This window comes from Blautia sp. AF19-10LB (assembly GCF_003461245.1).
GTDB classification, from domain to species: Bacteria; Bacillota; Clostridia; order Lachnospirales; family Lachnospiraceae; genus Blautia_A; species Blautia_A intestinihominis.
This window is the reverse complement of the sequence record NZ_QTWS01000011.1, coordinates 72,580-98,154: the sequence shown is the minus strand read 5'-3', so window position 1 is coordinate 98,154 and position 25,575 is coordinate 72,580. Positions and strand designations below refer to the sequence as shown.

The following is a 25,575-nucleotide window of genomic DNA, read 5'->3' as shown; positions in this document are numbered from 1 at the left end:
TTCTTTAGTATAACATGGGAACATATAAATATCTATGATTACTTATGGGTCAAGTTAAGGCTTTCACAAGGGGTAATCAAGCAATTCTTTCTTCTAATGTCATATATTTAATGGAGAGTCATAGCAGTTTCGTACAATTGTGAGGAGCTTTATAATTGGATAAATAGATAAATGTTTATTTTTCTTAGAAACGAACTTTTTATTTAGTACTTGCATAGCTTCTATTATTAGCAAGTGTTTGTGAGATGAAGTCAGTTCGAGCAGTCCTTCCTGCAACAGTCCAGTCACTTCGAGATGTTACACCATTACCATTTTGAGCTGTACATCTATGTTCTTTTTTAGCATGATCATAATTAGCTCTATATGTTTTAGTTCTCCATGTGGTCCATAGTGTCCCGCCCAAAACACTGGTATGGTTATCATTAATTTCACTTCTAGCATTAGGATTTGAGCAATGTACCTCTATGCCTATTCCTTCTTCAGAATCAAACAACATCTGCGGACTAGCAAAAGCTGTTGTTCCCACTGTTGCTACTGACAGCATTGTAACAGCTATAAAAGTTGATAATTTTTTAAATTTTCTATTTTGCATAAATATGCTCCTTTCGTCTTTTCTTATCCGTACAACTATTATCATAAGCTCTACAAGTACATAAACCACCTGTTCCGCACGATTGTATTTGTTCTAATTCACCAAATCCAATCTGACTTTCTACACTTTGTAATATAATTATTTTTTAATCATTTCCGTTCTTCATTTTGAATTACAAAAATGCTCCTCATGCTTAAAATAATATCCACTTCATCTGTATGCGTATAAATCATCTCACTGTTCTAGCTTTCTACTATATTTCACTTTTCCTGATATCATAGCCATTGCAATACAAAGAGTTGCGTATAAAATCCCATCCAGCAAAATTTGTTTCTTCCCAAAAACAGCTAATACAAACAGCACACTAAAAATAATCAGATACATTTTAGTTTTGTTTGCATATGCTGCTATTTCTGTTTCGCTCAATTTATTTCTTGGATTCGTAACAGGAGCATTTATCCATATAAATATACCCGCAATCCAATAAATACAATAAAATGTGCTTTCTGTTCCACTCCATATATGTCTACACATCATTGCTAAATTCATAACACCTACCGACAAAAAGTAGCAACGTATCTCTGTATCAGCATGATATCCTCCGGCATATGGTCTTATAAAATAAATTGCGGTAAAAAGAACCAGAGAAAATATCAGTTCCTGCCATAATAGCCCACATATAATGATTGTTATGAAATTAATCAGCATAAAAAACGCCTGATGTAATCCATACTGAATTATCTCTATTTCCTCTGAATTTTTCCCTATGCTTCTCGCTATTTTCTCCGACAATATATATGTCTCCTGTCCTTATATGATTATCCTTCTAGTAATAATCTCTGATGTTTACCAAAGATAATTCTACTATTTCACTTTCTAGGTTTAGTTTTACCTAGTTTTTTTACAGAATCCGGAAGATCTGGCTGATATCCCAGAAAAGGACAAGTTGTATTAGCATCTTTAACCGCAATTGTCTTTGCCAATTTACCAATTACTTTTTTTCCATATTCAACTACTTTCTTGTTCATATTGTGAACCTCCTTGTTATTTAATACCTGCATCATAGCACATTTATTCCTTTCAATTTGAAGCTTGTAAAAAATAGACTTTTTATTGCTAAAAATGGTTGTTATATAAAAGGAGACTCTTTCGTTGAATTCCTTTCAATCTCAAGAGTCTCAAATAAAACTTATTTAATATTAGACAAATACAATAAAATTTTTACCTCAAAATAATTTTCCGTATATCCAATTTCAATTTCTCCACCATTTGATTTCACTATTTTTTTCACATTTTCCAGACCTATACCATGAATGGCCACCTCTTTTTGTGAAGTTTGAATTTTATTCCCCGTCTCAATGATTCTCCCCGAATAACTATTTTTCACATGAATCAGCATGATTCCTTTCTTTGTCTGAATATCAATTTTTAAATACTTTTCTTCTGATTTACTTGCTTCACGTACTGCATTATCAACTAAATTTCCAAGTATTGCACAAATATTAAAATCGTTCCAGTAAATTTTTTCCGGTACCCTTATTTTAATATCCACATCTTTTAGAACCTGCTCGGCGTTTCTCAACAGATAATTTAACACACCGTCAATCTCTTTATTTCCTGTTGAAACGTATTCTTTTGGATTCAACATAAATTTTTCCATGTCCTGCAAATATTTTATTATTTCTGGATTATTAGTATTCTTTAACATAGACTGCAATTCAATAATATGATGCTTCATGTCATGCCTAAGCGAGTTCACCTGTTTCTGAGACTCTCTAGCAACGTCCAGCTGATAAGAATATACTTCTACCATCTGTTCCAGCATTTTTTTCTCAATATGTGCAGAATAAAACTGAATCAATGAATTATATAAATAGAAAATTAAAATATTAATGAACAATATGCAGGCAGCAACAACAACGACTGTCATTTTTAATTTCGTTCCGGTTATGACCATATAGTACAAACACCCAATGCTTATTACCGGTACGGCACCTAAAGAAATCCTATAAACAACAGGAAGATAAATATCCTTTTCTATAGGAATAGTACGCTCCAGTGCGATCGCTATAATCAAAATCACAAGGCTTGTTATACATTCATAAATCTGATTTACCGAATCTCCAACCGTATATTTTGTAAACGAAAGCACTACAATACTATCAACTAATACATTTACCGCATATATCATGACCGTAATGAGCAATTTTCTTGACATTTTCACCTTGTACAGACAAACTAATAAAAAAATTGCTGTTAAATTTGAAATTATATTCAATACAGGCATTTTAAATATTTCATAAATAATACTTGTCCACAAGCATGCAATTACATAAAGAACCCATGTATATTTGCATTGATATTCATCTTTCGATAAAAAAATATCTATAAAACATTTTATGGCATAAAATCTTACCCCGGTAGCTAATATTTCAAGTAATATATTATTTAAATTCCCCATGTCCATCACATTCTATCTCCAATATCTTTCTACGGATTTCAGATCTATTCACTTTACTGATATTTAAAATATCCCCATTGATTATTTTTACCCATTCATATGTGTACTCAACAACATAATTAAAATTAATTAAATACGACTTATGAATATTCAAAAATAGCCCTGACGGTACATTTTTTTCAACATCAGTTAATTTTCCATAGAAACTCCTGGATTCATTTCTCATGACAATATTGATCTTCCGGCCATAGCTCTGAAAATATAGAATTTCTCTACAAGGTATACGAAATGTAGTTCCTTTATTTTGATATTCAAAATCTCTGCTCGTCTTTCCAGCAATACGGCAAATGTTATCCATAACATTAAAAATCCTTGTCTTCTCTAATGGTTTGATCAGGAAATCAAAGGGTCTGTTTTGGAATAGCTGTAATGCATATTGTTCCTTTGAAGATATGTACACAATGAAAATCGATTCATTTTCTAACTTTCTGCGAATATAATCTCCAACCATAATTCCATCAAGCCCTGGAATTTCGATATCCAAAAACAAAACATCTACTACTTCTTTATCCAAATAATCAGCTAAACTATCACCAGTGAAAAACACTTCTATATTGAAGCAGATTCCATTCTTACGTGCATATTCCATTAGCATTCTTTCCAATTCTCCACACGTACTTTTTTCATCATCACATATAATAATATTCATTCTCTTACCTTTTATCATTATGAAATAGATTACTCTTTCTTATCCATTGTTGATGCTAACTTTAGATGTCAATACAAAGACCTTGTTGCCTGTCTCTGATTTACCCTGTATACTGTCATTAATACAGTAAAGAAAGGGATCCCAGAGCATCCTTCCTGACAAGACGTATACTCTGGGATCATGGTTTTGAAACCATGATTATTATATCAGATTATTCCGTTTCGTACAATGAGGAAGACGATATTTTTAATTAAGAGCAGCGCCATATCCTACTGTCCAGTCTGTATGGAAGAGCTCTCCTACAGGGATTCCTGCAAAAGGATCCTGCTACAGGAAGGGCATGAACGTCATATCTGTATCATCCGCCGGATGAAATGCACGAAATGTGGGATCTTTCACCGGGAACTGCCGGATTTTCTGGTCCCATACAAACATTACACTGCTGAAGTCATATCCGGTGTCCTGGATGGGCAGGTTACTCCATATGATGAAGATTCTGCGGATTATCCCTGTGAGATGACTATGCACCGTTGGCATCACTGACTGATGAAAAATACGTTAAGGATAGATGGTTATTTAAGGTCTGTCGGCCACCGTCTGCCGGGATTCAGTGAGGAACTGCTGATGTCCGGCGTGCCGCTGCTTGAAATGCTTCGCAGTTCCCTGTATAACTGGCTGGAAACGATACTGAAATTCATCTATGATTCCGGCGGTTTTCTTGTCCCGTGATACAGTTTTCCCTATGCACCGGCTTTGTTTTGCTGTCATTCATAAGATATGGTAAGTTCCTCTCAAAGGAGGAATAATGACCATGAATATAACAAAAGATAACCAATGGCGCGACGGGAAAGCCCTGGAACGCTACATGCTGATCGCACCATTACTGGAAGGCTCCCTTGATCCGGCAAAACGTCTCCAGATGAGGGAGGGCATCGCATCCAGGAACGGGATCTCCCTGCGGAGCCTGTACCGTTATGAAGCTGCTTTCAAAAAAGAGGGGTTTTCCGGACTGAAACCGGCAGAGCGTCCGAAACAGCATTCCGCAAAGCTGCCGGATAACTTTAAGGAGATCCTGGAACAGGCAGTCCAGCTGAAAAGGGAAGTGCCGACACGGTCTGTAAACCAGATCATTTACATCCTGGAACTGGAAGGCTGGGCACCTGTGGGGACACTGAAACGCTCCACCATGCAGAGGCATCTCTATAATGCCGGATTCGGTCAGAAACAGATGCAGATGTACCGGGATGCCCGGAACAGTTCATCCAAACGTTTCTGTAAACCACACCGGATGATGCTGATACAGGGGGACATCAAATATGGGATCAAACTCCCCATTGGAAAAAACGGCGCAATGGTACAGACGTATCTGTCCTCAGCCATTGATGACCATTCCCGTTACGTACTCCATTCAAGGTTTTACGATAACCAGGAAGAATCCATCGTGGAAGATACTTTCCATAAAGCCATACTCAAGGCAGGAAAATTTGATGCCTGCTACTTTGATAACGGTTCACAGTACATTGCCAGACAACTGAGGTTTTCCCTGTCCAGGCTTGGGATCACAATCCGTCATGCCCCTGTCCGGAGCGGGAAATCAAAAGGTTATGACAAGATATTTTTTATGTAAAGAAATGTCTGCTAAAACCCATATACGTTGAACTTCAGCATAGATTTCTTTACATAACAATCAGGTATTGTATCATGGAACTGAAAGGAGGATTGTTCCATGATTACAAATCTAAAAGAACTTATACGATTATGTAAGGATGAAGTGCATGACAGAGAGTATCACGCTCACCATGCAAATGCTCTCACATCAGAATGGGATGCGGTATCCCAATGGTTTGATGATAACGGCATCCATGAATTTAACCGGGATAATGCTTTCGCATACTGCGATGAGGTCATTGGATCCCACATCATTGTTAAGGGAATGACTAAAAAACGTAAGCGCTTAAATTTCCGGTATGATAAAAAATTCCCCGACTACTTTTCAGTAGTCGGAGCACCTTGACAATTCACATATGATTGATCTGAGTCGTTTACACGATGTTCGATCTCCACTTTGACACTCTCATTCCACGGCGACAGAAGTTCTAATTCATCATCACTCATCTTACTGCCAGGAAGTTTTTCAAGCAGATAGGTAAGATAGTGATAGACGTTTACTCCATTGGCCTTTGCCATTTCTACCATTGTGTACACGATGGCACTGGCCTGGGCTCCGTTTGGTGTATCACAGAACAGCCAGTTTTTACGGCCTACTGTAAACGGGCGGATCGCATTTTCGCTGAGATTATTAGAAAAACTGCAGCGGCCGTCTTCCAGATAGGTGGACAGATAGGAGCGGCGATTCTGAATGTAGGTGACAGCTTTATCCATTCTGCTTCCACGGATAGGGCTTTGCTGATCAAGCCACGACAAAAAGCCTTCTACTATCGGCTTTCCTTTTTCAAGACGAACCTTTTTGATAGCATCGAAGGAAGAATACTTTGATCTGATCACATCTTCCAGGTGGAAGAGCTGGTTAATGTACAGCATTCCCTGTACGGATGGCTGGGTATAATCCAGAGCCTTTCCCTTGGGAATGGCATCTGTCAGATATCTTCTGATGTGTGCCCAGCAGGCTGTGCGTTTGGCATCTGGAACTTTATTGTATCCACTATAGCCATCACACATCAGATAACCCTTGAAGCCGTGAAGAAAATCTACGGCATTATCTCCGGCTCGGGTCTCCGAGTATTTATAGAGGATAATAGGTGGTCCTCCGTCTTCACCGCTGCGGAACAGCCACATATATGACTTGGTCTGTGCACGGCGTTCCGGTTCATGCAGAACCTGAAGTGGCGTTTCATCTGCCATCGCGAATCATCGTTCCAGAAGTTTCCTGTGGAAGTATTCATACATAGGAAGAAAAAATGCTTCAGAATTTCGGATCACCCAGTTTGCCATAGTAGCTCTGGTGATCTCTACGCCATACTATTTCCAGTCTTTTTCCTGACGGTAGTATGGAAGACCATTACAAAACTTCTGGTACATTACCCAGGCAACCGTTCCGGCAGAAGCCATTCCATAAAGCATATGAGCTCTACCATCTTTTCCTTTTTTGATAACCGGAATATCCTGAAGCCTGCACTGCGGGCACTCATAGCTCTTACTGTAGTATTCATATACTTTCAGTTTTGCCGGTACAAAAACCAGTTCCCGGCGGACAAACTCTTCCCCGATTTCTTTCAGTGGGGTACCACAGACAGGGCAGAGTTTCTCTTCCTCAGAAAGTTCCAGATACTTTTTTTCAATAGGAACTCCCTTAAAACGCTCCGCATCTGTAGCTCTTGCTTTTCGCTTTTTTGCTGTTTTTTCCGGAAGAATTGTTTCAAGATCCTCTGCTTTTGCAGCCTCCGGATCCTGTTCCAGTTCAGCCTCGTTGAAAAAGTTTAACTGTCCTGGAATATCGAGAGTTCTTTTTTTCGCTGGAGGTGCCAAACAGTTTTTTTCGAAGAAGATCTATTTCTTCTTTCAGGTTATCGCGTTCCTGGGTGAGAGCTTCTTCCCGTTTATTAGCAGCGTCGACAGTTGCCTGAAGCGTTTTTATCATTTTTTTCAGATCGCTTATCATGTCCTTCAGCTCACGGAGCTGGATATCTTTGGAACTGTCTGCCACTGCTTTTTCCTCCTGTTTCTGATGTTTCCATTATACCAGAAAACAGTGGCTTTTCCCAGCAAAACAGCGGATTTACCAGACCTTAAAAGTGCCGAAAATACAGCAAAAAGCAAGAGTTTTATGTGCACCTTTTTTACGTTGCCTTGATCGCTTTGGGCTGCTCAATATCAATGCCAGACATCAGCCAGTCGAACTCCCGCCATGTAAGATTCCGGACCTCAGATTTATTCCTGGGCCACCGGTAAGATCCCTGGGCGGTCAGTCTTTTGTAGATCATAACGATCCCGTCAGGTTCTTTTAAAATGGCTTTGATCCGGTCACATTTGCGGCCGCAGAAAAGAAAGAGTGCATGGTCGATCTCCATCGAAAACTGTTCCTGAATGATTGCACATAATCCGTCAATGGACTTGCGCATATCCGTTCTGCCGCAAACGATATAGATTGCATCAACACTTGAGATATCGGCTAACATAAGGAATCCCTCAGCGCATCCATAAGTACTTTCAGAAGCACTGGCTTGATTTCATTACTCATTCGAATAAGTAAGCCGTCTGCCTTGATTTCAATCGTATGTGAATTGTCAAGATGCATAGAGCCGCTCCTGTTATCAGGAATCAGCTCTGCCGGAGAAGACTCTGGTTCTATCGCAATCTGGACCACATCCTGTTTATGGGATGTAAGATCAACCGTGCTGGCTTTTCCAGCCGGATCAGGTATCTGACAGGCCCTCTTTCGGAGACGGGTAACTGCATTGTAAAAACAGCTGGGTGATATCCCATGCTCATTGCACCATGCAGCATCTGTCAGACCGCTTTGCCTGCATTCAGTTACCAGTTCCATCCATTCGTCCAGGGAGCGCCCTGGAGCACGTTTATTACTCATAATGAAACCTCCAAATATAGTAAAATTCTATCTCCTATCAAACGGAGTGTAGTAAAAACCTATTTGCTATCATTATGAGGCTCAAAACGCAGATAGTAAAGCTACCCAAGATTTAAGCACTTACCATCGAAATCCTTGCCGAAGGTGTGGAAACACAGGAACAGGCAGATATTCTCACCTCCATGGGCTGTCGTTACGCCCAGGGCTACTTCTACCATCGTCCGGCTCCGACCGCAGCTTTTTTTGAGATTCCCTGATAAACAAACGTGACGGACTTAATCGGTCCGTCACATTCCTAATATCGTCTTATGTACTTTTTTCCTTACAAAATAATAGCAGATCACCTGCAGAATGATCGTGATGATCCAGGATACCGGATAAGATATAAAGAGGAACGACAGGCTTCTGTAGTGTGGAAATAATCCGAAGATCCACACGATACGTGTTCCTACGGTTCCTATAATCGACAGGATCATCGGTACACCGGAGCGACCCATTCCGCGGAGTGCTCCCGGGATCAGATCCATGATACCACAGCAGAAATAAGGAACTGTTGTGTATGCAAGGATTTCAATACCGCACTGGATAACATCCGGGTCACTTGTATACAGTCTCAGCAATTTATCGCCAAAGAAATACGCGCCGCATCCCAGGGTAAAAGAAACTGCAAAAGACAAAATGATACAGTCCATCAGGACTTTGTCCATACGCTTCGTCTTGCGTACGCCATAATTCTGGCTTGTAAAACTCATGCAGGACTGCGTAACCGCATTGACAGACACATACAGAAATCCAAAGATATTATTGGCTGCCGTATAACCTGCCATGGCGATCGATCCAAAGGAATTTACGGAAGACTGCAGCAGTGCATTGGAAATATTGATGACTGTGCTCTGGATTCCTGCCGGGATCCCTACCTGAAAGATCTGTTTCAGATAAAAACTTTTGATCGTGAGTTTCGAGAAACGAAGCTGATAGCTTCCTTCCGAACGATACAGACAGCGCAGTACCAGAATACAGGAAATGCACTGGGAAACTACTGTTCCGATTGCAACACCAGCCACGTCCATGTGAAAAACAATGACAAGAAGCATATTCAGGCAGGCATTTGCAACCCCTGATATGATCAGATAAAACAGCGGACGCTTTGTGTCTCCAACCGCTCTCAGAATAGCTGCACCGTAATTGTAAAGCATGAAAAATGGCATTCCCAGGAAATAAATACGCATGTACAGCGTCGAATGAGCAATAACGTTATCCGGCGTACCCATGATCTCAAGTGCCAGCCTGGAAAAGATCAGTCCGACGAACGCCATAATAATACCGCTTACCAGAGCAAGTGTAATGGCGGTATGCACGGTCTCAGACATCTCCTTATGCTTGCCGGAAGCATAGAAACGTGCAGCAAGTACATTCGCTCCAAGAGAGACTCCAATAAATAAATTCGTAAAAACAGCGATCAGAGCTGTCGTCGAGCCAACCGCAGCAAGCGATTCGCTTCCCGCAAACTGCCCCACAACAATGATGTCCACAGCATTGAACATCAGCTGTAAAATACCGGACAGCATCAATGGCAGCGAAAACGAGATCAGCTTGTCCATGATTGAGCCATTGCACATGTCGATTTCGTATTTGTTATTTTTCAAGATTACTCCCCCCATTTTATGTTAATGAGTTTAAAAGACCCCCACAGAATGAATCTGTGGGGGTCGGTATTACTCCGTTTGGACACAATGTATAAATTTAGAATCTATACTAATTTAGAACAATCTATTCCTTATGCATTCTTCTCAGCGATTGCTGCCTGAGCTGCTGCCAGACGAGCGATCGGTACACGGAACGGTGAGCAGGATACATAGTTAAGACCGATCTTGTGGCAGAATTCTACAGAGGACGGATCTCCACCGTGCTCTCCACAGATACCTACATGAAGGTTCGGGTTAACCGGTCTTCCGAGCTCGATTGCCATCTTCATGAGTTTACCAACGCCAACCTGATCAAGTTTAGCGAATGGATCGTTCTCGAAGATCTTAGCATCGTAGTAAGCGTTCAGGAATTTACCTGCATCGTCACGGGAGAAGCCGTATGTCATCTGTGTAAGGTCGTTTGTACCGAAGCAGAAGAAGTCAGCTTCTTTAGCGATATCATCAGCTGTAAGAGCTGCTCTCGGGATCTCGATCATAGTACCAACTTCGTACTCAAGGTTGGAACCAGCTGCTTTGATCTCAGCGTCTGCTGTTTCTACTACGAATTTCTTAACATATTTAAGCTCTTTGATATCGCCAACAAGCGGGATCATGATCTCCGGTTTGATTGTCCAATCCGGATGAGCGTTCTGAACTTTGATTGCTGCACGGATAACAGCTGTTGTCTGCATCTTGGCAATTTCCGGATAGGTAACTGCAAGACGGCATCCACGATGACCCATCATCGGGTTGAACTCATGGAGAGAATCAATGATTGTCTTGATCTCTTCAACAGTTTTGCCCTGAGCGTCAGCAAGTTTCTTGATGTCAGCTTCTTCTGTAGGAACGAATTCATGAAGCGGCGGATCCAGGAAACGGATAGTAACCGGGTTGCCTTCCAGTGCTTCGAACAGTCCTTCGAAGTCTTCCTGCTGATATGGAAGAACTTTTGCAAGTGCTGCTTCTCTTTCTTCTACTGTTGTGGAGCAGATCATTTCACGGAATGCATCGATACGTCCCTCACCGAAGAACATATGCTCTGTACGGCAAAGACCGATACCTTCTGCACCAAGCTCAACTGCTTTCTTAGCGTCAGCCGGTGTATCTGCGTTTGTACGAACTTTCATAGTTCTGTATTTGTCAGCCCAAGCCATGATACGGCCGAACTCACCAGCGATCGTAGCGTCTACAGTCGGGATGATTCCGTCGTAGATGTTACCTGTTGTACCATCGATGGAGATGAAGTCTCCTTCGTGGAACTCTTTACCAGCCAGTGTGAATTTCTTGTTTTCTTCATCCATAGCGATATCACCGCATCCGGATACACAGCACTCACCCATGCCACGGGCAACTACTGCTGCGTGAGAAGTCATACCACCACGAACTGTCAGGATACCCTGAGCAGATTTCATACCTGTGATATCTTCTGGAGATGTCTCAAGACGAACCAGAACGACTTTCTCTCCTCTTTCTGCCCATTCAACAGCGTCATCAGCTGTGAATACGATCTTACCGCAAGCAGCTCCTGGAGAAGCTCCAAGACCTTTGCCCATCGGTGTAGCAGCTTTCAGAGCAGCTGCATCGAACTGCGGATGAAGCAGAGTATCAAGGTTACGTGGGTCGATCATTGCTACAGCTTCTTCTTCTGTTCTCATTCCCTCATCAACAAGGTCACAAGCGATCTTCAGAGCAGCCTGAGCAGTTCTCTTACCATTACGTGTCTGCAGCATGTAAAGTTTACCGTGCTCTACAGTGAACTCCATGTCCTGCATATCTCTGTAGTGGTCTTCCAGAGTTTTGCAAACCTGTTTGAACTGTACGAATGCTTCCGGGAATTTCTGTTCCATTTCGGTGATGTGCATAGGTGTACGAACACCAGCAACAACGTCTTCACCCTGAGCGTTTGTCAGGAATTCACCGAACAGACCGTTAGCTCCTGTAGCAGGGTCACGTGTGAAGGCAACACCTGTACCACAGTCATCTCCCATGTTACCGAATGCCATCATCTGTACGTTAACAGCGGTTCCCCAGGAATATGGGATATCGTTGTCACGACGATATACGTTTGCACGCGGGTTGTCCCAAGAACGGAATACGGCTTTGATAGCACCCATTAACTGTTCCTTCGGATCAGTTGGGAATTCAGCACCGATTTTTTCTTTATATTCAGCTTTGAACTGTTCTGCAAGTTCTTTGAGGTCTTCAGCTGTAAGCTCAACGTCCTGTTTAACGCCTCTCTTAGCTTTCATTTCGTCGATCAGCTCTTCGAAATATTTCTTACCAACTTCCATAACTACGTCAGAGTACATCTGGATGAATCTTCTGTAGCAGTCCCAAGCCCAACGTGGGTTGTTTGATTTTTCAGCAAGAGTATTAACTACTTCTTCATTTAAGCCAAGGTTCAGGATAGTATCCATCATACCAGGCATGGATGCTCTGGCACCAGAACGAACGGAAACAAGCAGAGGATTTTCTTTGTCACCGAATTTCTTACCGGTAACTCCTTCCATTTTGGTGATTGCTTCCATGATCTGACCCATGATCTCGTCGTTGATCTGTCTTCCATCTTCATAGTACTGAGTACAAGCTTCTGTTGTGATTGTGAAGCCCTGCGGTACCGGAAGACCAAGGTTTGTCATTTCAGCAAGGTTAGCACCTTTACCACCCAGAAGGTTTCTCATATCAGCGTTACCTTCTGTAAACATGTAAACCCATTTTGCCATTTTTACATTTCCTCCTAATTATTTGTTCTTTTACATAAAAAAATTATGTTTTACGCACATAATTATTGTATAGACTTTAGTACAAATAGTCAAGGTTAAACTGTCAAAAAATGGGGAAAGTTTTTGTCATAATATGTAAAAACCTTTCCCCATTTCATATTTTACTTTAACGTTTCTTCTTAAGGTTGAGCACAAGGTGTCTCGGGAGACCGTTTACCATGATCGGCTGGTAGTCTCCCTGGATCAGCGGGCTGATATAATCGACAAAATCCTTGGTCACATAAGTCGCATCTTTGTTCATCCAGTTTCTCGGAACGACCTTCTCTTCGTTGGCGATCCTGTGCACGTCATAGATGCCTGTTTTTGCCATGTACGGATCATCGGAAACACGGTCGATGACGATCATCTTGCCGGTGTCGCCTTCATCTGCGGCCTTCACTGCAGCACCGCCTACCATAAATGCCTCGTCGATATCGACACGGGATGCCATATGGGAAGCACTTCTCTGTAAGGTAGAAAGCTCTACGGCCCTTGTCTTGCAGCCGCACTCTGCTGCCAGGAAGTTGGCAAGGTATGTCGCGGTTCCTGCGAGCTGTTTGTGGCCGAATGCATCCACGTAATCTCCGGAGCTTCCAAGTTCGCAGACGTAGCGTCCGTCAGCGAGGCGGATTCCCTCGGATACGGCGATCACAACGGAAGATTTCTTCTTGAGGAGATCTTTGACTTTGACAAGGAATTTCTCAATGTCAAATGCAACTTCCGGAAGGTAGATAAGGTCCGGTCCGTCGCAGTCCTCTGTTCTTGCAAGTGCTGTTGCGCCGGTGAGCCATCCTGCATTTCGTCCCATGACTTCCATGATTGTGATCATGCTTTTCTTGTAGGTAAGACCCTGTGCGTCACGGATCACTTCCTTGGTGGAAGCTCCGATGTATTTGGCTGCACTTCCAAAACCAGGTGTATGGTCGGTCAGTGCAAGGTCATTGTCAATGGTCTTCGGTACGCCAAGGAATTTCTGTTTCTGGCCGGTCAGGATCGCGAAATCAGAAAGTTTCTTGATAGTGTCCATGGAGTCATTTCCGCCAATATAGATAAACGCATCAATATCAAGACGGTTCAGTATACCAAAGATCTTCTCATAGATGGTCTTATCTTCGTGGATCTCAGGAAGTTTAAAACGACAGGAACCTAAGAACGCGGACGGGGTTCTCTTGAGAAGCTCAATGTCCAGCTCTGAGTGGATCTGTGTGGAAAGATCGATATACTGTTCATCCAGAAGTCCCTGAATTCCGTGCAGCATTCCATATACCTTGTCGAAACCTCGCTCAATGGCGTTCTTGTACACACCTGCAAGACTGGAATTGATTACTGCGGTAGGACCTCCGGACTGTCCTACAATGATATTGCGTTTTTTTGCCATACTGTCATCTCCTTTTTTGTTGTCGGATATATAATAGTTAAATTTTACCAATATTATCCGTTTTCGTCAAGAAGATTTGTGTATTTTTATATGTTTTTGTATATATCTTTTGTTTTTATTATCTATTTTGTATAGTTTTGTTTGTATATGCTGTATGGATTATAAAAGAAATAGAAGAATGCCACAAAAAAATCAGGCATCTGCCGTGTCTGCGTATCAGCGCAGTGCACAGCGAATGCCTGTCGTCATTCTCTTATGAAAGTTTCTGAGTCCTCAGAACTTAGAATGTAAATTTGTCAGCAAAGTATGCTTCCAACTCATCGATCTTGACACGAACCTGCTCCATGGTGTCACGGTCACGGACAGTAACTGCTCCGTCATTCTCAGATTCGAAGTCGTAAGTGATGCAGTACGGAGTACCGATCTCATCCTGTCTTCTGTAACGTTTACCGATGTTTCCACGGTCATCGTACTCGCAGTTGTATTTCTTGCTTAACTGCTGGAAGATTTTCTCTGCACCATCGTTCAGCTTCTTGGAAAGCGGAAGGACACCGATCTTGACCGGAGCCAGTACCGGATGGAAGTGAAGGACTGTACGAACGTCGTTCTTCTCTGCATCCAGAACTTCCTCATCGTATGCGCTGCACAGGAATGCAAGTACCATACGGTCAGCACCAAGTGAAGGCTCGATAACGTAAGGAATGTATTTCTGTTTCTTCTCATCGTCGAAGTATGTCAGATCCTGACCGGATACATTCTGATGCTGTGTCAAGTCATAGTCTGTTCTGTCAGCGATTCCCCACAGCTCGCCCCATCCGAACGGGAACAGGAACTCTACGTCTGTAGTAGCCTTGCTGTAGAAGCTCAGTTCTTCCTTGTCATGGTCACGGTAACGGACTTCGTCATCCTTAAGGCCAAGGGAGCTCAGCCAGTCAAGACAGAATTTCTTCCAGTATGCAAACCACTCAAGGTCTGTATCCGGCTCGCAGAAGAATTCAAGTTCCATCTGCTCGAACTCACGGGTACGGAATGTGAAGTTACCCGGTGTGATCTCGTTACGGAAAGATTTACCGATCTGGCCGATACCAAACGGAATCTTCTTACGGGATGTTCTCTGTACGTTCTTGAAGTTTACAAAGATACCCTGTGCTGTTTCAGGTCTTAAGTAAACAGTGTTCTTGGCGTCCTCAGTTACACCCTGGAATGTCTTAAACATCAGGTTGAACTGACGGATATCTGTGAAGTTGTGCTTGCCGCAGGACGGACACGGAACTTCGTGATCCTTGATGAAGTTCATCATCTGCTCCTGGGACCATGCATCTACGCTTCCTTCGATCGCAATGTCATGCTCTCCGCAGAAATCCTCGATCAGCTTGTCTGCACGGAAACGCTCGTGGCATTCCTTACAGTCCATCAGAGGATCGGAGAATCCGCCAAGATGACCGGATGCTACCCATGTCTGCGGATTCATCAGGATCGCACAGTCTACACCGACATTGTACGGGGATTCCTGAACAAATTTCTGCCACCATGCGCGCTTTACGTTGTTCTTGAGTTCAACGCCAAGGTTACCGTAGTCCCAGGTATTTGCAAGACCTCCATAAATTTCTGAACCAGGATAAACGAATCCTCTGGCTTTTGCCAGAGCAACAATTTTCTCCATTGTTTTTTCCATGATATCTCTCCTCATTGTTTTATTGGTGAAAACCTAAGTGTTCTCATTATACCGCATTTTCAATATATTTCAACTTTTTTATTTCATAACCTCCAGAATCTGGAGACTTCGGAACCTTTTGTCCGTGTTTACAGCCGTATATCTATGTATGATGTGCTCCAGTTCCAGAAGCACTTCATCCTTCACAGTAAAAGTATACAGCTTTCCCATCAGTGCTGTCGCTATAAAGCGCATGGCATAAAGTGCCGAAGGCGAAATCCGAAGAGTTCCTTTCTGTCCGGATGCGCATTTCTGGCACAGGATGCCGTGGAGATCCTGCGAAAAAAACACCTGTCCTTCCGAAATCTCCTCACGCCCGCACTGCGCGCACTGAAAAAGCTCCGGGCAGAGTCCCTCCTCTACCATCGTCCGCAGTTCAAAGATGCAGCGGATCAGACGGTTGTCCATCTTCGGATTCAAAAGGGCTTTGACTGTGACATAGAGAAGGTTCATCATCTCCCTCTCGTCCGTCCCCTCACGCCCGAAGTAATCTGCCAGTTCCAGGAAGTAATAGCCATAATAGACCCCAGGCTGCATCGCCGCCAGTTCTACGAAATGGTGGGATACGGACACCTGGTTCAGATTATAGCTGCTCCTGCCTTCAAACAGGGTAAAAGTTCCAAACACAAAAGGATCTGCTGCTGCCAGAAACGGGCTGTTCGGCCGTCTTGCACCTTTGGCAAAAGCGGAGATCTTGCCCCTCTCTCTGGTCAGCAGAACGATTCTCTTGTCATATTCGCCGATCGGCATCGCAGAGATCACAACTCCCTGCACGGTGATCAGATCACTCATTTATCAGATTTCCTTCTTGTCGTAACCAAAGTTTTTAATCATAAAGTCACTGTCACGCCAGTCTTTGCGGACTTTGACCCAGATCTTCAGGTTGACCTTGGCATCCAGCATGCGTTCCAGCTCATAGCGGGCATTGCTGCCGATCTTTTTGAGCATGGCACCCTGTTTGCCGATAATGATTCCTTTGTGAGAGTCTCTCTCGCAGATGATCGTTGCTTCGATGTCTACGAGGTTATTTTTGCCAGGACGCTCTTTCATGCTGTCGATAGCGACTGCGATTCCGTGCGGGATCTCAGCATCAAGCGCGTGAAGTGCCTTCTCACGGATGATCTCTGCGGCAATCTGTCTCTGCGGCTGGTCTGTTACGGTGTCCTCATCGTAGAACATCGGTCCGTATGGCAGGTATTTCAGAATGCACGGGACGATATCCTCTGTGTTCTGGTTGCGCAGTGCAGAGCATGGAATGATCTCATCAAATTCATAAAGTTTGCGGTAGGTGTCGATCGCCTTGAGGATCTCGTCCTTGTCAACGGTATCGACTTTGTTGATCACAAGGATGACCGGCAGATGTAAGCCCTTAAGCTGCTCTGCAATGTGACGTTCTCCTGCGCCGATAAAGGTCGTCGGCTCTACCAGCCAGAGGATCACATCGACATCTTTGAGTGTTCTCTCTGCTACCTGGACCATGTACTCGCCCAGCTTGTTTTTTGCCTTGTGGATACCAGGGGTATCGAGGAAGACGATCTGACCGTCCTCACAGGTATATACGGTCTGGATACGGTTTCTGGTCGTCTGCGGTTTCTTGGATGTGATCGCGATCTTCTGACCGATCAGATGGTTCATCAATGTGGATTTTCCGACATTTGGACGACCGATGATCGCTGTAAATCCGGATTTAAAATTATCTTTCATATTTACTCCTAAACTGCTCCCTGGATCAGCCGTTGATCAGCGGGCTGATGCTTCCAAAGAGTGTCTCTTCTTTCTGTACTTTTGGTTCACTTCCTACAACACAGATCTCTTCATCGGACAGGATCGCCTCGATCAGCGGAGCCAGTGCCTGGATGTCTTCTGCCTGTGCATTCAGGATCTCGTCACGTTCTTTCTGCATCATCTCTTCTGTCACGCCGCAGAAGTATGCTCCCTTGGATGCATTGCCTTTCATCTGCGGAGTCTTCGGTACGTCTTTGCCGCTGATCGTTCCGATGATGTATTTTGTCATCTCACGCTCGTCAGCCTTAAATCCACGTACATAATCCGGGATTCCTGCAAAAACATCGTAAGTGCGTTTCAGATGCGGATCACGGTAAGATACGAAGAAGCTCTCGCCACTGTATTTGAATCCGCTCATGCAGCCATAAGCGCCGCCTTTGACACGGATGTTGATCCAGAGATAATCGTAGCTTAAAGCGACTTTGAGGATATTGAGTGCACCTGTGTATGCAAAGCCTTTCTTGCGGAAGTTTCCTGCCTGTGCCGCGTACTGTACCTGTCCGGAGGTCATGAAGCCTTCGTTCTTTTTCTCGCAGATCATCGGTGCCGGAGAAGTTTCGACTGCTTCCTGATGAAGAGTTTTCTTTAATTCTCTGACTTGTTTCTGCATCGTTTCCAGAGATTCTCTCTCGCCGGTGTAGCTGACGCTTAAGTTTTCCGGGCGGAGGATCTCAGTCATCAGGGATTTAAGGTTCTCAATGATCTCATCCTTGCGCTCTTCAAATTCCTTATCCAGTTTTTCGATGAACTGGTAGTAAGCGATTCCTGCCATCGCATCCTGGAACGCAGCCATCGGTGAACCATAGGATGCAGCACGGAGTACAGCTGTGGAATGTCCTGCACTCACCAGACTTGACTGTGCTCTTGATTTGACTCTTGAGATGATCTCATGAAGTCTGCGGGTGTCTGTCACATCAGAGGTATTGAGGATCTCACGGATCATGCGGAACATAACATCTGTCCTAGGGTACATTACCTTGCCCTTCACTCCGAAGAATGCACGGTATTCATCGACAGAGTCTGCGCGATCAAACACTTCCACGCCGCACACGATCCCGCCTGTCTCGGCATTGATCTCATTTGAAAGTTCTCCATAGGTGTAATGTGCAGTATTCACATAACCGAGTACGGATTTCAGGAGTCCGAGATATAGTACTTTGTCCGGTGAAAGGCTCTTAAGGTCAAACATCAGATCCAGATAGCCGATTCCATTGGTCGGAACGTCGTGATACAGGAAAAGACTTCCGTCCACATCCAGTTCTTCATTGTAGAATTTATCTGCTTCCTTGCGAATATCCTCGCGCTTAAGCATCGGAATGCATTTGGCTGCTTCCGGATCTTCCTCAGCTTCCTGGTATGCCTCAAGATCCTTCGTGCGCTGTACCATCTGCTGTTTTTCTTCCTCGGAAATTCCATTCAGGTAGTCAGCAAGTTTGTCCTCCAGGGCTTTTGCCTTTCTTGCAGCAAGACCTCTGGATGGTACAAGGGTCAGTACAGATCCGTGTGGATTATCGAGGAGATATTTCCGGATCAGTTCTTCGAAGTATCCTGTGTTCTTGAGGGATTTCAGCTTCTCAAATACCGGGATCAGTTCTACCTGTGCAAATGGATGTTCATCGTCATAGAGCCAGTTGCCAAGGATATCGAGTCCATAGATCAGCCCCTTCGGATAGGAAGAGAAATCTGCCTCTCTGTAGCGGAATTCCATGCAGTTGATTCCGGCTTCCAGAGCTTTCTTGTCAATTCCGGATGTGATGACATCCTGAAGGACTTTGCGGATAACGGAAACAAATTCGTCTTTTTTGTCCGCATTTGCGCCCTTTGCGATAATGTCAAAATATGGCTGACGGATACCATCCTCATAAGCACCGTAGATATCCTTACCGATGCCGACATCAAGAAGTGCCTGCTTGAGCGGTGCGCCCGGCGCACTTAAGAGTGCATAATCCAGGACTTCAAATGCAATGCTGGTGAGGCTGTCCATAGCAGTTCCCACTACAACGTTGTAAGAAAGGTATGCATTGTCCTCCTCACCCTCGCTCTCTGCAACTGGATATTCCATGGTCAGATCCTGCATTGCGGCAAAAGGCTTCTGCTCTCTGATCTCGGAATCTACGTTTAGGCTGTCATAAGCGGAAAGATAATGTTTGTCGATAAAGTCAAGTTTCTCCACCATGTCCATATTTCCGTACAGATAAATATAGCTGTTGGATGGGTGATAATACGTTCTGTGGAAATCAAGAAACTCCTCGTAGCTTAAATCCGGGATATTGTCAGGATCTCCGCCGGATTCACAGCCATAGGTGATATCCGGGAACAAAGAGTTCATGATGTCACGCTCCAGGACATCGTCCGGAGAGGAAAAAGCTCCCTTCATTTCGTTGTAAACAACCCCGTTGTATGTCAGTGGTCCTTCCGGCTGTTCCAGATGGTAGCTCCATCCTTCCTGGCGAAAGATCTCTTCTTTCTTGTAAATATTCGGGTAAAAAACTGCGTCCAGGTAAACATGCATCAGGTTCTGGAAATCCTGATCGTTGCAGCTTGCCACCGGGTAGCAGGTTTTGTCCGGATAAGTCATGGCATTCAAAAAAGTGTTCAAAGAGCCTTTGACCAGTTCCACAAAAGGATCCTTCAGTGGAAATTCTCTGGATCCGCAAAGCACGCTGTGCTCCAGAATGTGGGCAACGCCTGTGCTGTTCTTCGGCGGAGTTCGAAAAGCGATATTGAACACTTTGTTTTCGTCATCGTTCTCAATGAGCATTACCCTCGCTCCGGTCTTGATGTGCCGGAGCAGGTAGCCTGTAGAACGGATATCAGTTAATTTTTTTTTCTGGATGACTTCGTATGCAGTCACTTCGTTTAAATTCATTGATGCCTCCGTTTTTTATATGTAGTATTTGTTATTTTGCGGAATTTATTCCGGCAGTCCGCCCTCGCCCGGGAAATAATCCTCGTAGACTTTGCGGGCAGCTCTAGTGAGCAGTGCCAGTTCTTGTTCCATATCAAGTTCTCTCGGTACTTTGACAGCAGTCTCATAAATATCTCTCTGAAGTTTTGATTTGACATCATCCTTCTTCATTGTCACAAGTCCGCAGAGTATTGTATTATAACTCTTGTCTGTCTGGCAGAGATCCATGTACAACTTCACAAGGTGTTCGCACTCCCGATAAATGAGTTCTCTGTGCAGTTCACTTTTCGCTGCAAGTTCATGAAAGTGCACCTGATCCAGTTCCTTCTGAAGTCCCTTACGCGCACCTTTGGAAGTAAACCATCTGTTTCCGGAAGTACGGTTGAATTCGATCGTCATCCAGAACTTCAGATAACCATCTGCCTGACCTCCAAGATCAGATTTCATGCTGTAGCGGGCATCCCAGATCTCCCTGCGGGCCTGATTCTCCTCTGTAGCGCCTTCCTCGGCAATTGCCTGCTCCAGAAGTTCCTTACGTTTAGCCGGGTCTGTTTCTCTATAATATTGTGCGATTGTTGGTGTATCCATATATATCCTTCTCCTTTTGGTATTTTATTCTGCCACGGTGTTAGAAGATAAAAAAATAAAACCCTCTTTCCTCCAATATGCCTATTATAGCAAATATGGAGAAAAAAGGGTAGTCCTCTTTGTGAGAAATAGCTTGTCCCTAATTTGTCAAGATTTACAGGATGAGCATGGCGTCGCCGAAGGAGAAAAAGCGATACTTCTGGCGTACTGCTTCCTCATAAGCTGCCATAATGTTTTCCTTGCCTGCAAGAGCGGAAACCAGCATCATCAGGGTGGATTCCGGCAGGTGGAAGTTGGTGATTAGTCCGTCGATCATCTTGAATCTGTAGCCCGGATAGATAAAGATCTCTGTCCAGCCGCTTCCTGCGAGAAGGATCCCGTCCTCACCGGTTGCTGATTCCAGGGTACGGCAGCTTGTGGTTCCTACGGAGATCACACGTCCGCCTGCTTTCTTGGTATCGTTGATGAGTTTTGCCTGATCTTCTTCTACCATATAGAATTCTGAATGCATATGATGCTGTTCTACATCATCTACTTTGACCGGACGGAAGGTTCCAAGTCCTACGTGAAGTGTCACATGTGCGATCTTGACGCCCTTTGCCTTCACCTGCTCCAGAAGTTCTTTCGTGAAGTGAAGTCCGGCTGTCGGTGCTGCTGCGGAGCCGTCGTTCTTGGCATATACGGTCTGATAACGGTTCTTGTCTTTTAATTTATGTGTGATGTACGGAGGCAGAGGCATCTCGCCAAGCTGATCCAGGATCTCCTCAAAGATTCCGTCATAGTGGAACTGGATCAGGCGGTTTCCTTCATCAACGATGTCGATGATCTCACCCTTTAAGATTCCGTCTCCAAAAGTGATCTTTGCGCCCGGTCTTGCTTTCTTGCCTGGTTTTACGAGACATTCCCAGATGTCATTCTCGCGGCGTTTCAGAAGCAGGATCTCGATCAGGGCTCCTGTCTCTTCCTTGTGTCCGTACAGACGCGCCGGGATAACTCTCGTATCGTTGATGACCAGACAGTCTCCCTCATTCAGATAGTCCAGAATGTCTGTAAAATGTCTGTGTTCCATGGATCCGTCTTTCATAGAAAGATGAAGAAGCCTGGAAGAACTGCGGTCTTCCAGCGGATCCTGTGCGATCAGTTCCTTCGGAAGATCATAATAAAAATCTGATGTTTTCATAATTACTCCTTATCGTTCTGTTCTTTTTCTTCTTTCCATTGTTTTCTCCACTGGCGGACCTGGTTCCATTCTTTGTTGGTGAGGTCTGCCTTCTTGAGAAGATCCGGTCGGTTTTTCGCCGTGCGCAGGATGGACTGCTCTCTCCGCCATGCTTCGATATTGGCATGGTGTCCCGATAAAAGGACAGGAGGGACTTTTTTGCCGTGCCATTCTTCTGGACGGCTGTACTGTGGATATTCAAGAAGATTTCCGGCAAAAGATTCCGTCTCGCCGGATTCCTGGTTGCTTAAGACTCCCGGGACCATTCTGGAAATGGAATCCATCATGACCATTGCCGGAAGCTCGCCGCCTGTGAGCACGTAATCGCCGATGGAAACCAAATCTGTGACTACTTCTTCAAGTACACGCTCATCGATCCCTTCGTAATGTCCGCACAGGAAAACCAGATCCTTTTCTTTGGCAAAGTCTTTCGCCATAGTCTGGTTAAAGACGCTGCCCTGTGGAGTCAGGTAGACCACGCGCGGTCTGTAGCCGATTTTTTCCTCGATGGACTGGTAAGCGAGGTAGACAGGCTCTGCCTGCATCAGCATACCTGCGCCGCCGCCGTAAGGATAATCATCGACTTTCTGGTGTTTGTTGAACGCATAATCGCGGATGTTGATGGCTTCCACAGAAAGATAGCCTCCTGTGATTGCGCGTCCGATGATGCTGGTGTTCATTCCCTGCTGGATCATTTCCGGAAAAAGTGTCAAAACATGAAAATTCATTTATATAAGTCCCTTCATCAAATGTATGGTCATTGTATTGCTTTCCAGATCTACATTCAAAATGCACTCTTTGATCGCCGGAAGGAGCACTTCGCCGTGTTCTTTGGAGTTGATGATATAGACATCATTTGCTCCTGTCTCCATGACATCTTTGAGTGTCCCGAATTCTGTTCCGTCTTCTAATACCACATTCATTCCCAGAAGATCCGCAATATAGTACTCATCCTCTCCGAGCTCCTGGCCTTCTTCTCTCGGGATCCAGAGACTGCATCCTTTGTATTTCTCGATATCATTGATATTGTCGATGCCGTCAAATTTGAGGATCGCAAGGTTTTTGAAAAATCTTACGTTCTTGATATCCAGTCTGCGGTATTCTTTTCCTGTATCCAGCATCACATAATCCAGATCCAGAAAACGCTCTGCATCGTCTGTGGTAGGATATACCTTTACTTCGCCTCTCACTCCATGTGTGGTAGTGATCACTCCGACCTTTAATAAATCTTCCATAAAAAACTCCCTTTAAGATGTAAAAAGGAGCTATGTTTCCACAGCTCCGATTCTTTCTTTATTGCAGAATGTCTACAATTACTTTTTTGCTGCTCTTTGAAGAAGCCGCCTTAACTACTGTACGGATTGCCTTGGCAATACGTCCCTGTCTTCCGATGACCTTTCCCATGTCGGAAGGGCCTACTTTCAGTTCAATGATAACTGCATCTTCTTTTTCGTTTTCGGTGACTACCACCTCATCCGGATGCTCGACAAGAGATTTTGCAATTACTTCAACTAATTCTTTCATTACATACCTCCCTGTACTGTCTATGACAGGACTTTAGAAATACCTTCCGTAAAGTATTTCTTATTTCTCGATTCCGGCCTCTTTGAAGATTCTTGCAACAACGTCTGTTGGCTGAGCACCAGCAGCAAGCCATTTTTTAGCTTCTTCTTCGTTTACTTTGTATGCGCTTGGCTCGATGTTCGGGTCGTATGTTCCGATCTCAGCGATGCATTTTCCGTCACGTTTACTGCGGGAATCTGCAACTACGATTCTATAAAAAGGTGCTTTTTTCTGTCCCATTCTTCTTAATCTGATTTTAACTGCCATTTTTTGTTTCCTCCATTATGATATCTTTGTATTTTTATTGGTTGATTTATTTAAAAAGGAAGCTTGAAGCCGCCTCTTTTACCCATTTTACCGCCCATCATTCCAGGCATCTGTTTCATGAGTTTCTTACTCTGCTCAAACTGTTTGACCAGACGATTGACTTCTGCGATGTCAACTCCTGCGCCTCTGGCGATGCGGTTCTTGCGGGATACATTGAGGATTCCCGGATTGGTCCGCTCTGCCGGTGTCATGGAAAGGATGATCGCTTTGGTACGGTCAAGTGCTTTCTCATCGATCATGTCCTCGAGATCCTTGGCCTTGTTGCCGATTCCCGGGAGCATGTTGAGGATGCTGCCGATACCGCCCATCTTGTTCATCTGCTCCATACTGGTCAGATAGTCGTTGAAGTCGAAGTCCATCTTTTTGAGCTTCTTCTGCATTTCTGCTGCCTGATCCTGGTCGAGTGCCGCCTCTGCTTTCTCGATGAGGCTCATCACATCTCCCATTCCCAGGATTCTGGAAGCCATACGTTCCGGATAGAACTGCTCCAGATCTGAAAGCTTCTCACCCATACCTACATAGAGGATCGGCTTTCCGGTTACTGCTTTGATGGAAAGTGCCGCACCGCCTCGGGTGTCGCCATCCATCTTGGTAAGGATCACACCATCGATCCCGACCTTATCAACAAAAGTCTTGGCTACGTTTACCGCATCCTGACCTGTCATTGCATCTACAATGAGAAGTGTTGCATCTACCTGTATGTTCGCCTTGATATCTGCAAGTTCCTGCATCATGTTTTCATCAACATGAAGACGGCCTGCGGTATCGAGAAGAACTACATTCTGCTGATTGGCTTTGGCATGCTCGATTGCTGCCTTTGCAATGTCAACCGGGTTCTGCTTGTCTCCCATGGAAAAAACTTCTACGCCCTGCTTCTCGCCATTGACCTGAAGCTGTGTGATCGCTGCCGGACGATAGACGTCACATGCGACTAGGAGCGGTCGTTTTCCCTTGGATTTGAGCTTGCCTGCAAGTTTGGCAACTGTGGTTGTCTTACCTGCACCCTGAAGACCTGCCATCATCAGTACGGTAATCTCATTTCCCTGTTTCAGTGGAAGCTCTGTTGTCTCGCTTCCCATCAGGCTTACAAGTTCGTCATTAACGATCTTGATCACCATCTGTCCAGGATTCAGTCCGTTCATTACATCCTGTCCGACTGCACGTTCCTGTACAGATTTCGTGAACTGCTTCACGACCTTAAAGTTTACATCCGCCTCAAGAAGAGCCATCTTGACTTCTTTCAGAGCAATCTTAACATCTTCCTCTGTAAGTCGGCCTTTACTTCTCAGCTTTTTGAATACATTTTGCAATTTTTCCGTCAAGCTTTCAAATGCCATG

At 44.2% G+C, this 25,575-nt stretch carries 26 protein-coding genes and 1 pseudogene; 5 read left to right on the top strand and 22 right to left on the bottom strand.

All coding sequences use genetic code 11. From position 1 onward, the window contains the following. Positions 1–199: 199 nt before the first annotated feature. From DWX28_RS08295 to DWX28_RS08275, 5 genes are all read right to left on the bottom strand, one after another. A complete protein-coding gene (locus tag DWX28_RS08295) occupies positions 200–592 on the bottom strand; it encodes a lactococcin 972 family bacteriocin (protein WP_158565297.1) in 393 nt (130 codons plus the stop codon). A 234-nt stretch (positions 593–826) separates the two neighbouring features. Next, entirely contained in the window at positions 827–1,384 is a 558-nt protein-coding gene (locus DWX28_RS08290; protein WP_022213711.1) for an accessory gene regulator B family protein, read from the bottom strand. Positions 1,385–1,461: 77 nt separating this feature from the next. Next, entirely contained in the window at positions 1,462–1,620 is a 159-nt protein-coding gene (locus DWX28_RS08285) for a cyclic lactone autoinducer peptide (protein ID WP_118252419.1), read from the bottom strand. Positions 1,621–1,781: 161 nt separating this feature from the next. Then, a complete protein-coding gene (locus DWX28_RS08280; protein WP_118252418.1) occupies positions 1,782–3,059 on the bottom strand; it encodes a sensor histidine kinase in 1,278 nt (425 codons plus the stop codon). Continuing rightward, complete coding sequence (locus DWX28_RS08275) at positions 3,037–3,762, bottom strand: LytR/AlgR family response regulator transcription factor (RefSeq protein ID WP_158565296.1); 726 nt, start codon at positions 3,760–3,762, stop codon at positions 3,037–3,039. The genes DWX28_RS08280 and DWX28_RS08275 overlap by 23 nt, the downstream gene beginning before the upstream one ends. A gap of 228 nt (positions 3,763–3,990) precedes the next feature. Here DWX28_RS08275 and DWX28_RS20765 point away from each other — a divergent pair, with 228 nt between their 5' ends. The 4 genes from DWX28_RS20765 (at position 3,991) to DWX28_RS08260 (ending at position 5,776) form a co-directional block, all read left to right on the top strand. Continuing rightward, positions 3,991–4,305, top strand: coding sequence for a DUF6431 domain-containing protein (locus DWX28_RS20765; protein WP_442857732.1), 315 nt, complete (start codon positions 3,991–3,993; stop codon positions 4,303–4,305). Positions 4,306–4,308: 3 nt separating this feature from the next. Further along, positions 4,309–4,491, top strand: coding sequence for a hypothetical protein (locus tag DWX28_RS19285; RefSeq protein WP_147342090.1), 183 nt, complete (start codon positions 4,309–4,311; stop codon positions 4,489–4,491). 82 nt (positions 4,492–4,573) lie between these two features. Continuing rightward, positions 4,574–5,389: a DDE-type integrase/transposase/recombinase gene (locus DWX28_RS08265; protein WP_243002385.1), complete on the top strand. Its 816-nt coding sequence runs from the start codon at positions 4,574–4,576 to the stop codon at positions 5,387–5,389. A 99-nt stretch (positions 5,390–5,488) separates the two neighbouring features. Beyond that, a complete protein-coding gene (locus tag DWX28_RS08260; RefSeq protein ID WP_118252415.1) occupies positions 5,489–5,776 on the top strand; it encodes a hypothetical protein in 288 nt (95 codons plus the stop codon). Here DWX28_RS08260 and tnpC read toward each other — a convergent pair. From tnpC to tnpA, 3 genes and pseudogenes are all read right to left on the bottom strand, one after another. Beyond that, positions 5,749–7,426: pseudogene (gene tnpC, locus DWX28_RS08255) on the bottom strand (IS66 family transposase). The gene DWX28_RS08260 and the pseudogene tnpC sit on opposite strands and share 28 nt — an antisense overlap. A 133-nt stretch (positions 7,427–7,559) precedes the next feature. Further along, on the bottom strand, positions 7,560–7,898 hold the full coding sequence (gene tnpB / locus DWX28_RS08250; protein WP_117689872.1) for an IS66 family insertion sequence element accessory protein TnpB: 339 nt from the start codon (positions 7,896–7,898) through the stop codon (positions 7,560–7,562). Beyond that, positions 7,892–8,308, bottom strand: coding sequence for an IS66 family insertion sequence element accessory protein TnpA (tnpA, locus tag DWX28_RS08245; protein ID WP_118252414.1), 417 nt, complete (start codon positions 8,306–8,308; stop codon positions 7,892–7,894). Before tnpA ends, tnpB begins: the two co-directional genes overlap by 7 nt. Before the next feature lie 146 nt (positions 8,309–8,454). Between tnpA and DWX28_RS20760 the strand changes: the two genes are divergently transcribed. Then, positions 8,455–8,565, top strand: a complete 111-nt coding sequence (locus DWX28_RS20760) for a hypothetical protein (protein ID WP_243002383.1) — start codon at positions 8,455–8,457, stop codon at positions 8,563–8,565. Between the two features lie 30 nt (positions 8,566–8,595). Here the strand turns inward: DWX28_RS20760 and DWX28_RS08235 are convergent, their stop codons facing one another. The 14 genes from DWX28_RS08235 to ffh all read right to left on the bottom strand — a co-directional run bounded on the left by DWX28_RS08235 (position 8,596) and on the right by ffh (position 25,574). Beyond that, positions 8,596–9,969, bottom strand: coding sequence for an MATE family efflux transporter (locus tag DWX28_RS08235; RefSeq protein ID WP_199611808.1), 1,374 nt, complete (start codon positions 9,967–9,969; stop codon positions 8,596–8,598). 116 nt (positions 9,970–10,085) lie between these two features. Beyond that, the gene (ppdK, locus tag DWX28_RS08230; RefSeq protein WP_118252412.1) at positions 10,086–12,716 is read right to left on the bottom strand and encodes a pyruvate, phosphate dikinase; all 2,631 of its coding nucleotides are present in this window, start codon (positions 12,714–12,716) and stop codon (positions 10,086–10,088) included. Between the two features lie 166 nt (positions 12,717–12,882). Then, positions 12,883–14,133, bottom strand: a complete 1,251-nt coding sequence (locus DWX28_RS08225) for a 6-phosphofructokinase (protein WP_118252411.1) — start codon at positions 14,131–14,133, stop codon at positions 12,883–12,885. Positions 14,134–14,413: 280 nt separating this feature from the next. Next, entirely contained in the window at positions 14,414–15,808 is a 1,395-nt protein-coding gene (locus DWX28_RS08220) for a glycine--tRNA ligase (RefSeq protein WP_118252410.1), read from the bottom strand. A gap of 78 nt (positions 15,809–15,886) precedes the next feature. Continuing rightward, positions 15,887–16,639: a DNA repair protein RecO gene (gene recO, locus DWX28_RS08215; RefSeq protein WP_118252409.1), complete on the bottom strand. Its 753-nt coding sequence runs from the start codon at positions 16,637–16,639 to the stop codon at positions 15,887–15,889. Positions 16,640–16,642: 3 nt separating this feature from the next. Beyond that, positions 16,643–17,551, bottom strand: coding sequence for a GTPase Era (era, locus tag DWX28_RS08210; protein WP_022215421.1), 909 nt, complete (start codon positions 17,549–17,551; stop codon positions 16,643–16,645). A 25-nt stretch (positions 17,552–17,576) separates the two neighbouring features. Further along, positions 17,577–20,501, bottom strand: a complete 2,925-nt coding sequence (locus DWX28_RS08205) for an insulinase family protein (protein ID WP_118252408.1) — start codon at positions 20,499–20,501, stop codon at positions 17,577–17,579. A 45-nt stretch (positions 20,502–20,546) separates the two neighbouring features. Continuing rightward, positions 20,547–21,128 carry a DUF6553 family protein gene (locus DWX28_RS08200; RefSeq protein ID WP_118252407.1) on the bottom strand — a complete coding sequence of 194 codons (582 nt, stop codon included), beginning with the start codon at positions 21,126–21,128 and terminating at the stop codon, positions 20,547–20,549. A 154-nt stretch (positions 21,129–21,282) separates the two neighbouring features. Next, positions 21,283–22,308 carry a tRNA preQ1(34) S-adenosylmethionine ribosyltransferase-isomerase QueA gene (gene queA / locus DWX28_RS08195; RefSeq protein WP_022215424.1) on the bottom strand — a complete coding sequence of 342 codons (1,026 nt, stop codon included), beginning with the start codon at positions 22,306–22,308 and terminating at the stop codon, positions 21,283–21,285. A 2-nt stretch (positions 22,309–22,310) separates the two neighbouring features. Continuing rightward, a complete protein-coding gene (gene trmD / locus DWX28_RS08190; RefSeq protein ID WP_022215425.1) occupies positions 22,311–23,075 on the bottom strand; it encodes a tRNA (guanosine(37)-N1)-methyltransferase TrmD in 765 nt (254 codons plus the stop codon). After that, positions 23,076–23,582 carry a ribosome maturation factor RimM gene (rimM, locus tag DWX28_RS08185; protein ID WP_022215426.1) on the bottom strand — a complete coding sequence of 169 codons (507 nt, stop codon included), beginning with the start codon at positions 23,580–23,582 and terminating at the stop codon, positions 23,076–23,078. Positions 23,583–23,640: 58 nt separating this feature from the next. After that, positions 23,641–23,871 (bottom strand): KH domain-containing protein, encoded by a 231-nt coding sequence (locus DWX28_RS08180; RefSeq protein WP_005424345.1) that lies wholly within the window; start codon positions 23,869–23,871, stop codon positions 23,641–23,643. A 60-nt stretch (positions 23,872–23,931) separates the two neighbouring features. Further along, complete coding sequence (gene rpsP / locus DWX28_RS08175; RefSeq protein ID WP_005424344.1) at positions 23,932–24,177, bottom strand: 30S ribosomal protein S16; 246 nt, start codon at positions 24,175–24,177, stop codon at positions 23,932–23,934. Positions 24,178–24,227: 50 nt separating this feature from the next. After that, complete coding sequence (gene ffh / locus DWX28_RS08170) at positions 24,228–25,574, bottom strand: signal recognition particle protein (RefSeq protein WP_022215427.1); 1,347 nt, start codon at positions 25,572–25,574, stop codon at positions 24,228–24,230. Between the last annotated feature and the right edge of the window lies 1 nt (position 25,575).

Excerpts from the sequence above, each read along its gene's own strand:
- era (WP_022215421.1), bottom strand. The coding sequence starts at position 17,551 with ATGAAAGATAATTTTAAATCCGGATTTACAGCGATCATCGGTCGTCCA.
- DWX28_RS08275 (WP_158565296.1), bottom strand. The coding sequence starts at position 3,762 with ATGAATATTATTATATGTGATGATGAAAAAAGTACGTGTGGAGAATTG.
- recO (WP_118252409.1), bottom strand. The coding sequence starts at position 16,639 with ATGAGTGATCTGATCACCGTGCAGGGAGTTGTGATCTCTGCGATGCCG.
- tnpA (WP_118252414.1), bottom strand. The coding sequence starts at position 8,308 with ATGAGTAATAAACGTGCTCCAGGGCGCTCCCTGGACGAATGGATGGAA.
- DWX28_RS19285 (WP_147342090.1), top strand. The coding sequence starts at position 4,309 with ATGAAAAATACGTTAAGGATAGATGGTTATTTAAGGTCTGTCGGCCAC.
- DWX28_RS20765 (WP_442857732.1), top strand. The coding sequence starts at position 3,991 with ATGAGGAAGACGATATTTTTAATTAAGAGCAGCGCCATATCCTACTGT.
- DWX28_RS08220 (WP_118252410.1), bottom strand. The coding sequence starts at position 15,808 with ATGGAAAAAACAATGGAGAAAATTGTTGCTCTGGCAAAAGCCAGAGGA.
- ppdK (WP_118252412.1), bottom strand. The coding sequence starts at position 12,716 with ATGGCAAAATGGGTTTACATGTTTACAGAAGGTAACGCTGATATGAGA.
- tnpB (WP_117689872.1), bottom strand. The coding sequence starts at position 7,898 with ATGTTAGCCGATATCTCAAGTGTTGATGCAATCTATATCGTTTGCGGC.
- ffh (WP_022215427.1), bottom strand. The coding sequence starts at position 25,574 with ATGGCATTTGAAAGCTTGACGGAAAAATTGCAAAATGTATTCAAAAAG.
- rimM (WP_022215426.1), bottom strand. The coding sequence starts at position 23,582 with ATGGAAGATTTATTAAAGGTCGGAGTGATCACTACCACACATGGAGTG.
- DWX28_RS08260 (WP_118252415.1), top strand. The coding sequence starts at position 5,489 with ATGATTACAAATCTAAAAGAACTTATACGATTATGTAAGGATGAAGTG.
- DWX28_RS08180 (WP_005424345.1), bottom strand. The coding sequence starts at position 23,871 with ATGAAAGAATTAGTTGAAGTAATTGCAAAATCTCTTGTCGAGCATCCG.
- DWX28_RS08280 (WP_118252418.1), bottom strand. The coding sequence starts at position 3,059 with ATGGACATGGGGAATTTAAATAATATATTACTTGAAATATTAGCTACC.
- DWX28_RS08200 (WP_118252407.1), bottom strand. The coding sequence starts at position 21,128 with ATGGATACACCAACAATCGCACAATATTATAGAGAAACAGACCCGGCT.
- DWX28_RS08225 (WP_118252411.1), bottom strand. The coding sequence starts at position 14,133 with ATGGCAAAAAAACGCAATATCATTGTAGGACAGTCCGGAGGTCCTACC.
- DWX28_RS08285 (WP_118252419.1), bottom strand. The coding sequence starts at position 1,620 with ATGAACAAGAAAGTAGTTGAATATGGAAAAAAAGTAATTGGTAAATTG.
- DWX28_RS08205 (WP_118252408.1), bottom strand. The coding sequence starts at position 20,501 with ATGAATTTAAACGAAGTGACTGCATACGAAGTCATCCAGAAAAAAAAA.
- DWX28_RS08235 (WP_199611808.1), bottom strand. The coding sequence starts at position 9,969 with ATGGGGGGAGTAATCTTGAAAAATAACAAATACGAAATCGACATGTGC.
- DWX28_RS08265 (WP_243002385.1), top strand. The coding sequence starts at position 4,574 with ATGAATATAACAAAAGATAACCAATGGCGCGACGGGAAAGCCCTGGAA.
- queA (WP_022215424.1), bottom strand. The coding sequence starts at position 22,308 with ATGAAAACATCAGATTTTTATTATGATCTTCCGAAGGAACTGATCGCA.
- rpsP (WP_005424344.1), bottom strand. The coding sequence starts at position 24,177 with ATGGCAGTTAAAATCAGATTAAGAAGAATGGGACAGAAAAAAGCACCT.
- trmD (WP_022215425.1), bottom strand. The coding sequence starts at position 23,075 with ATGAATTTTCATGTTTTGACACTTTTTCCGGAAATGATCCAGCAGGGA.
- DWX28_RS08295 (WP_158565297.1), bottom strand. The coding sequence starts at position 592 with ATGCAAAATAGAAAATTTAAAAAATTATCAACTTTTATAGCTGTTACA.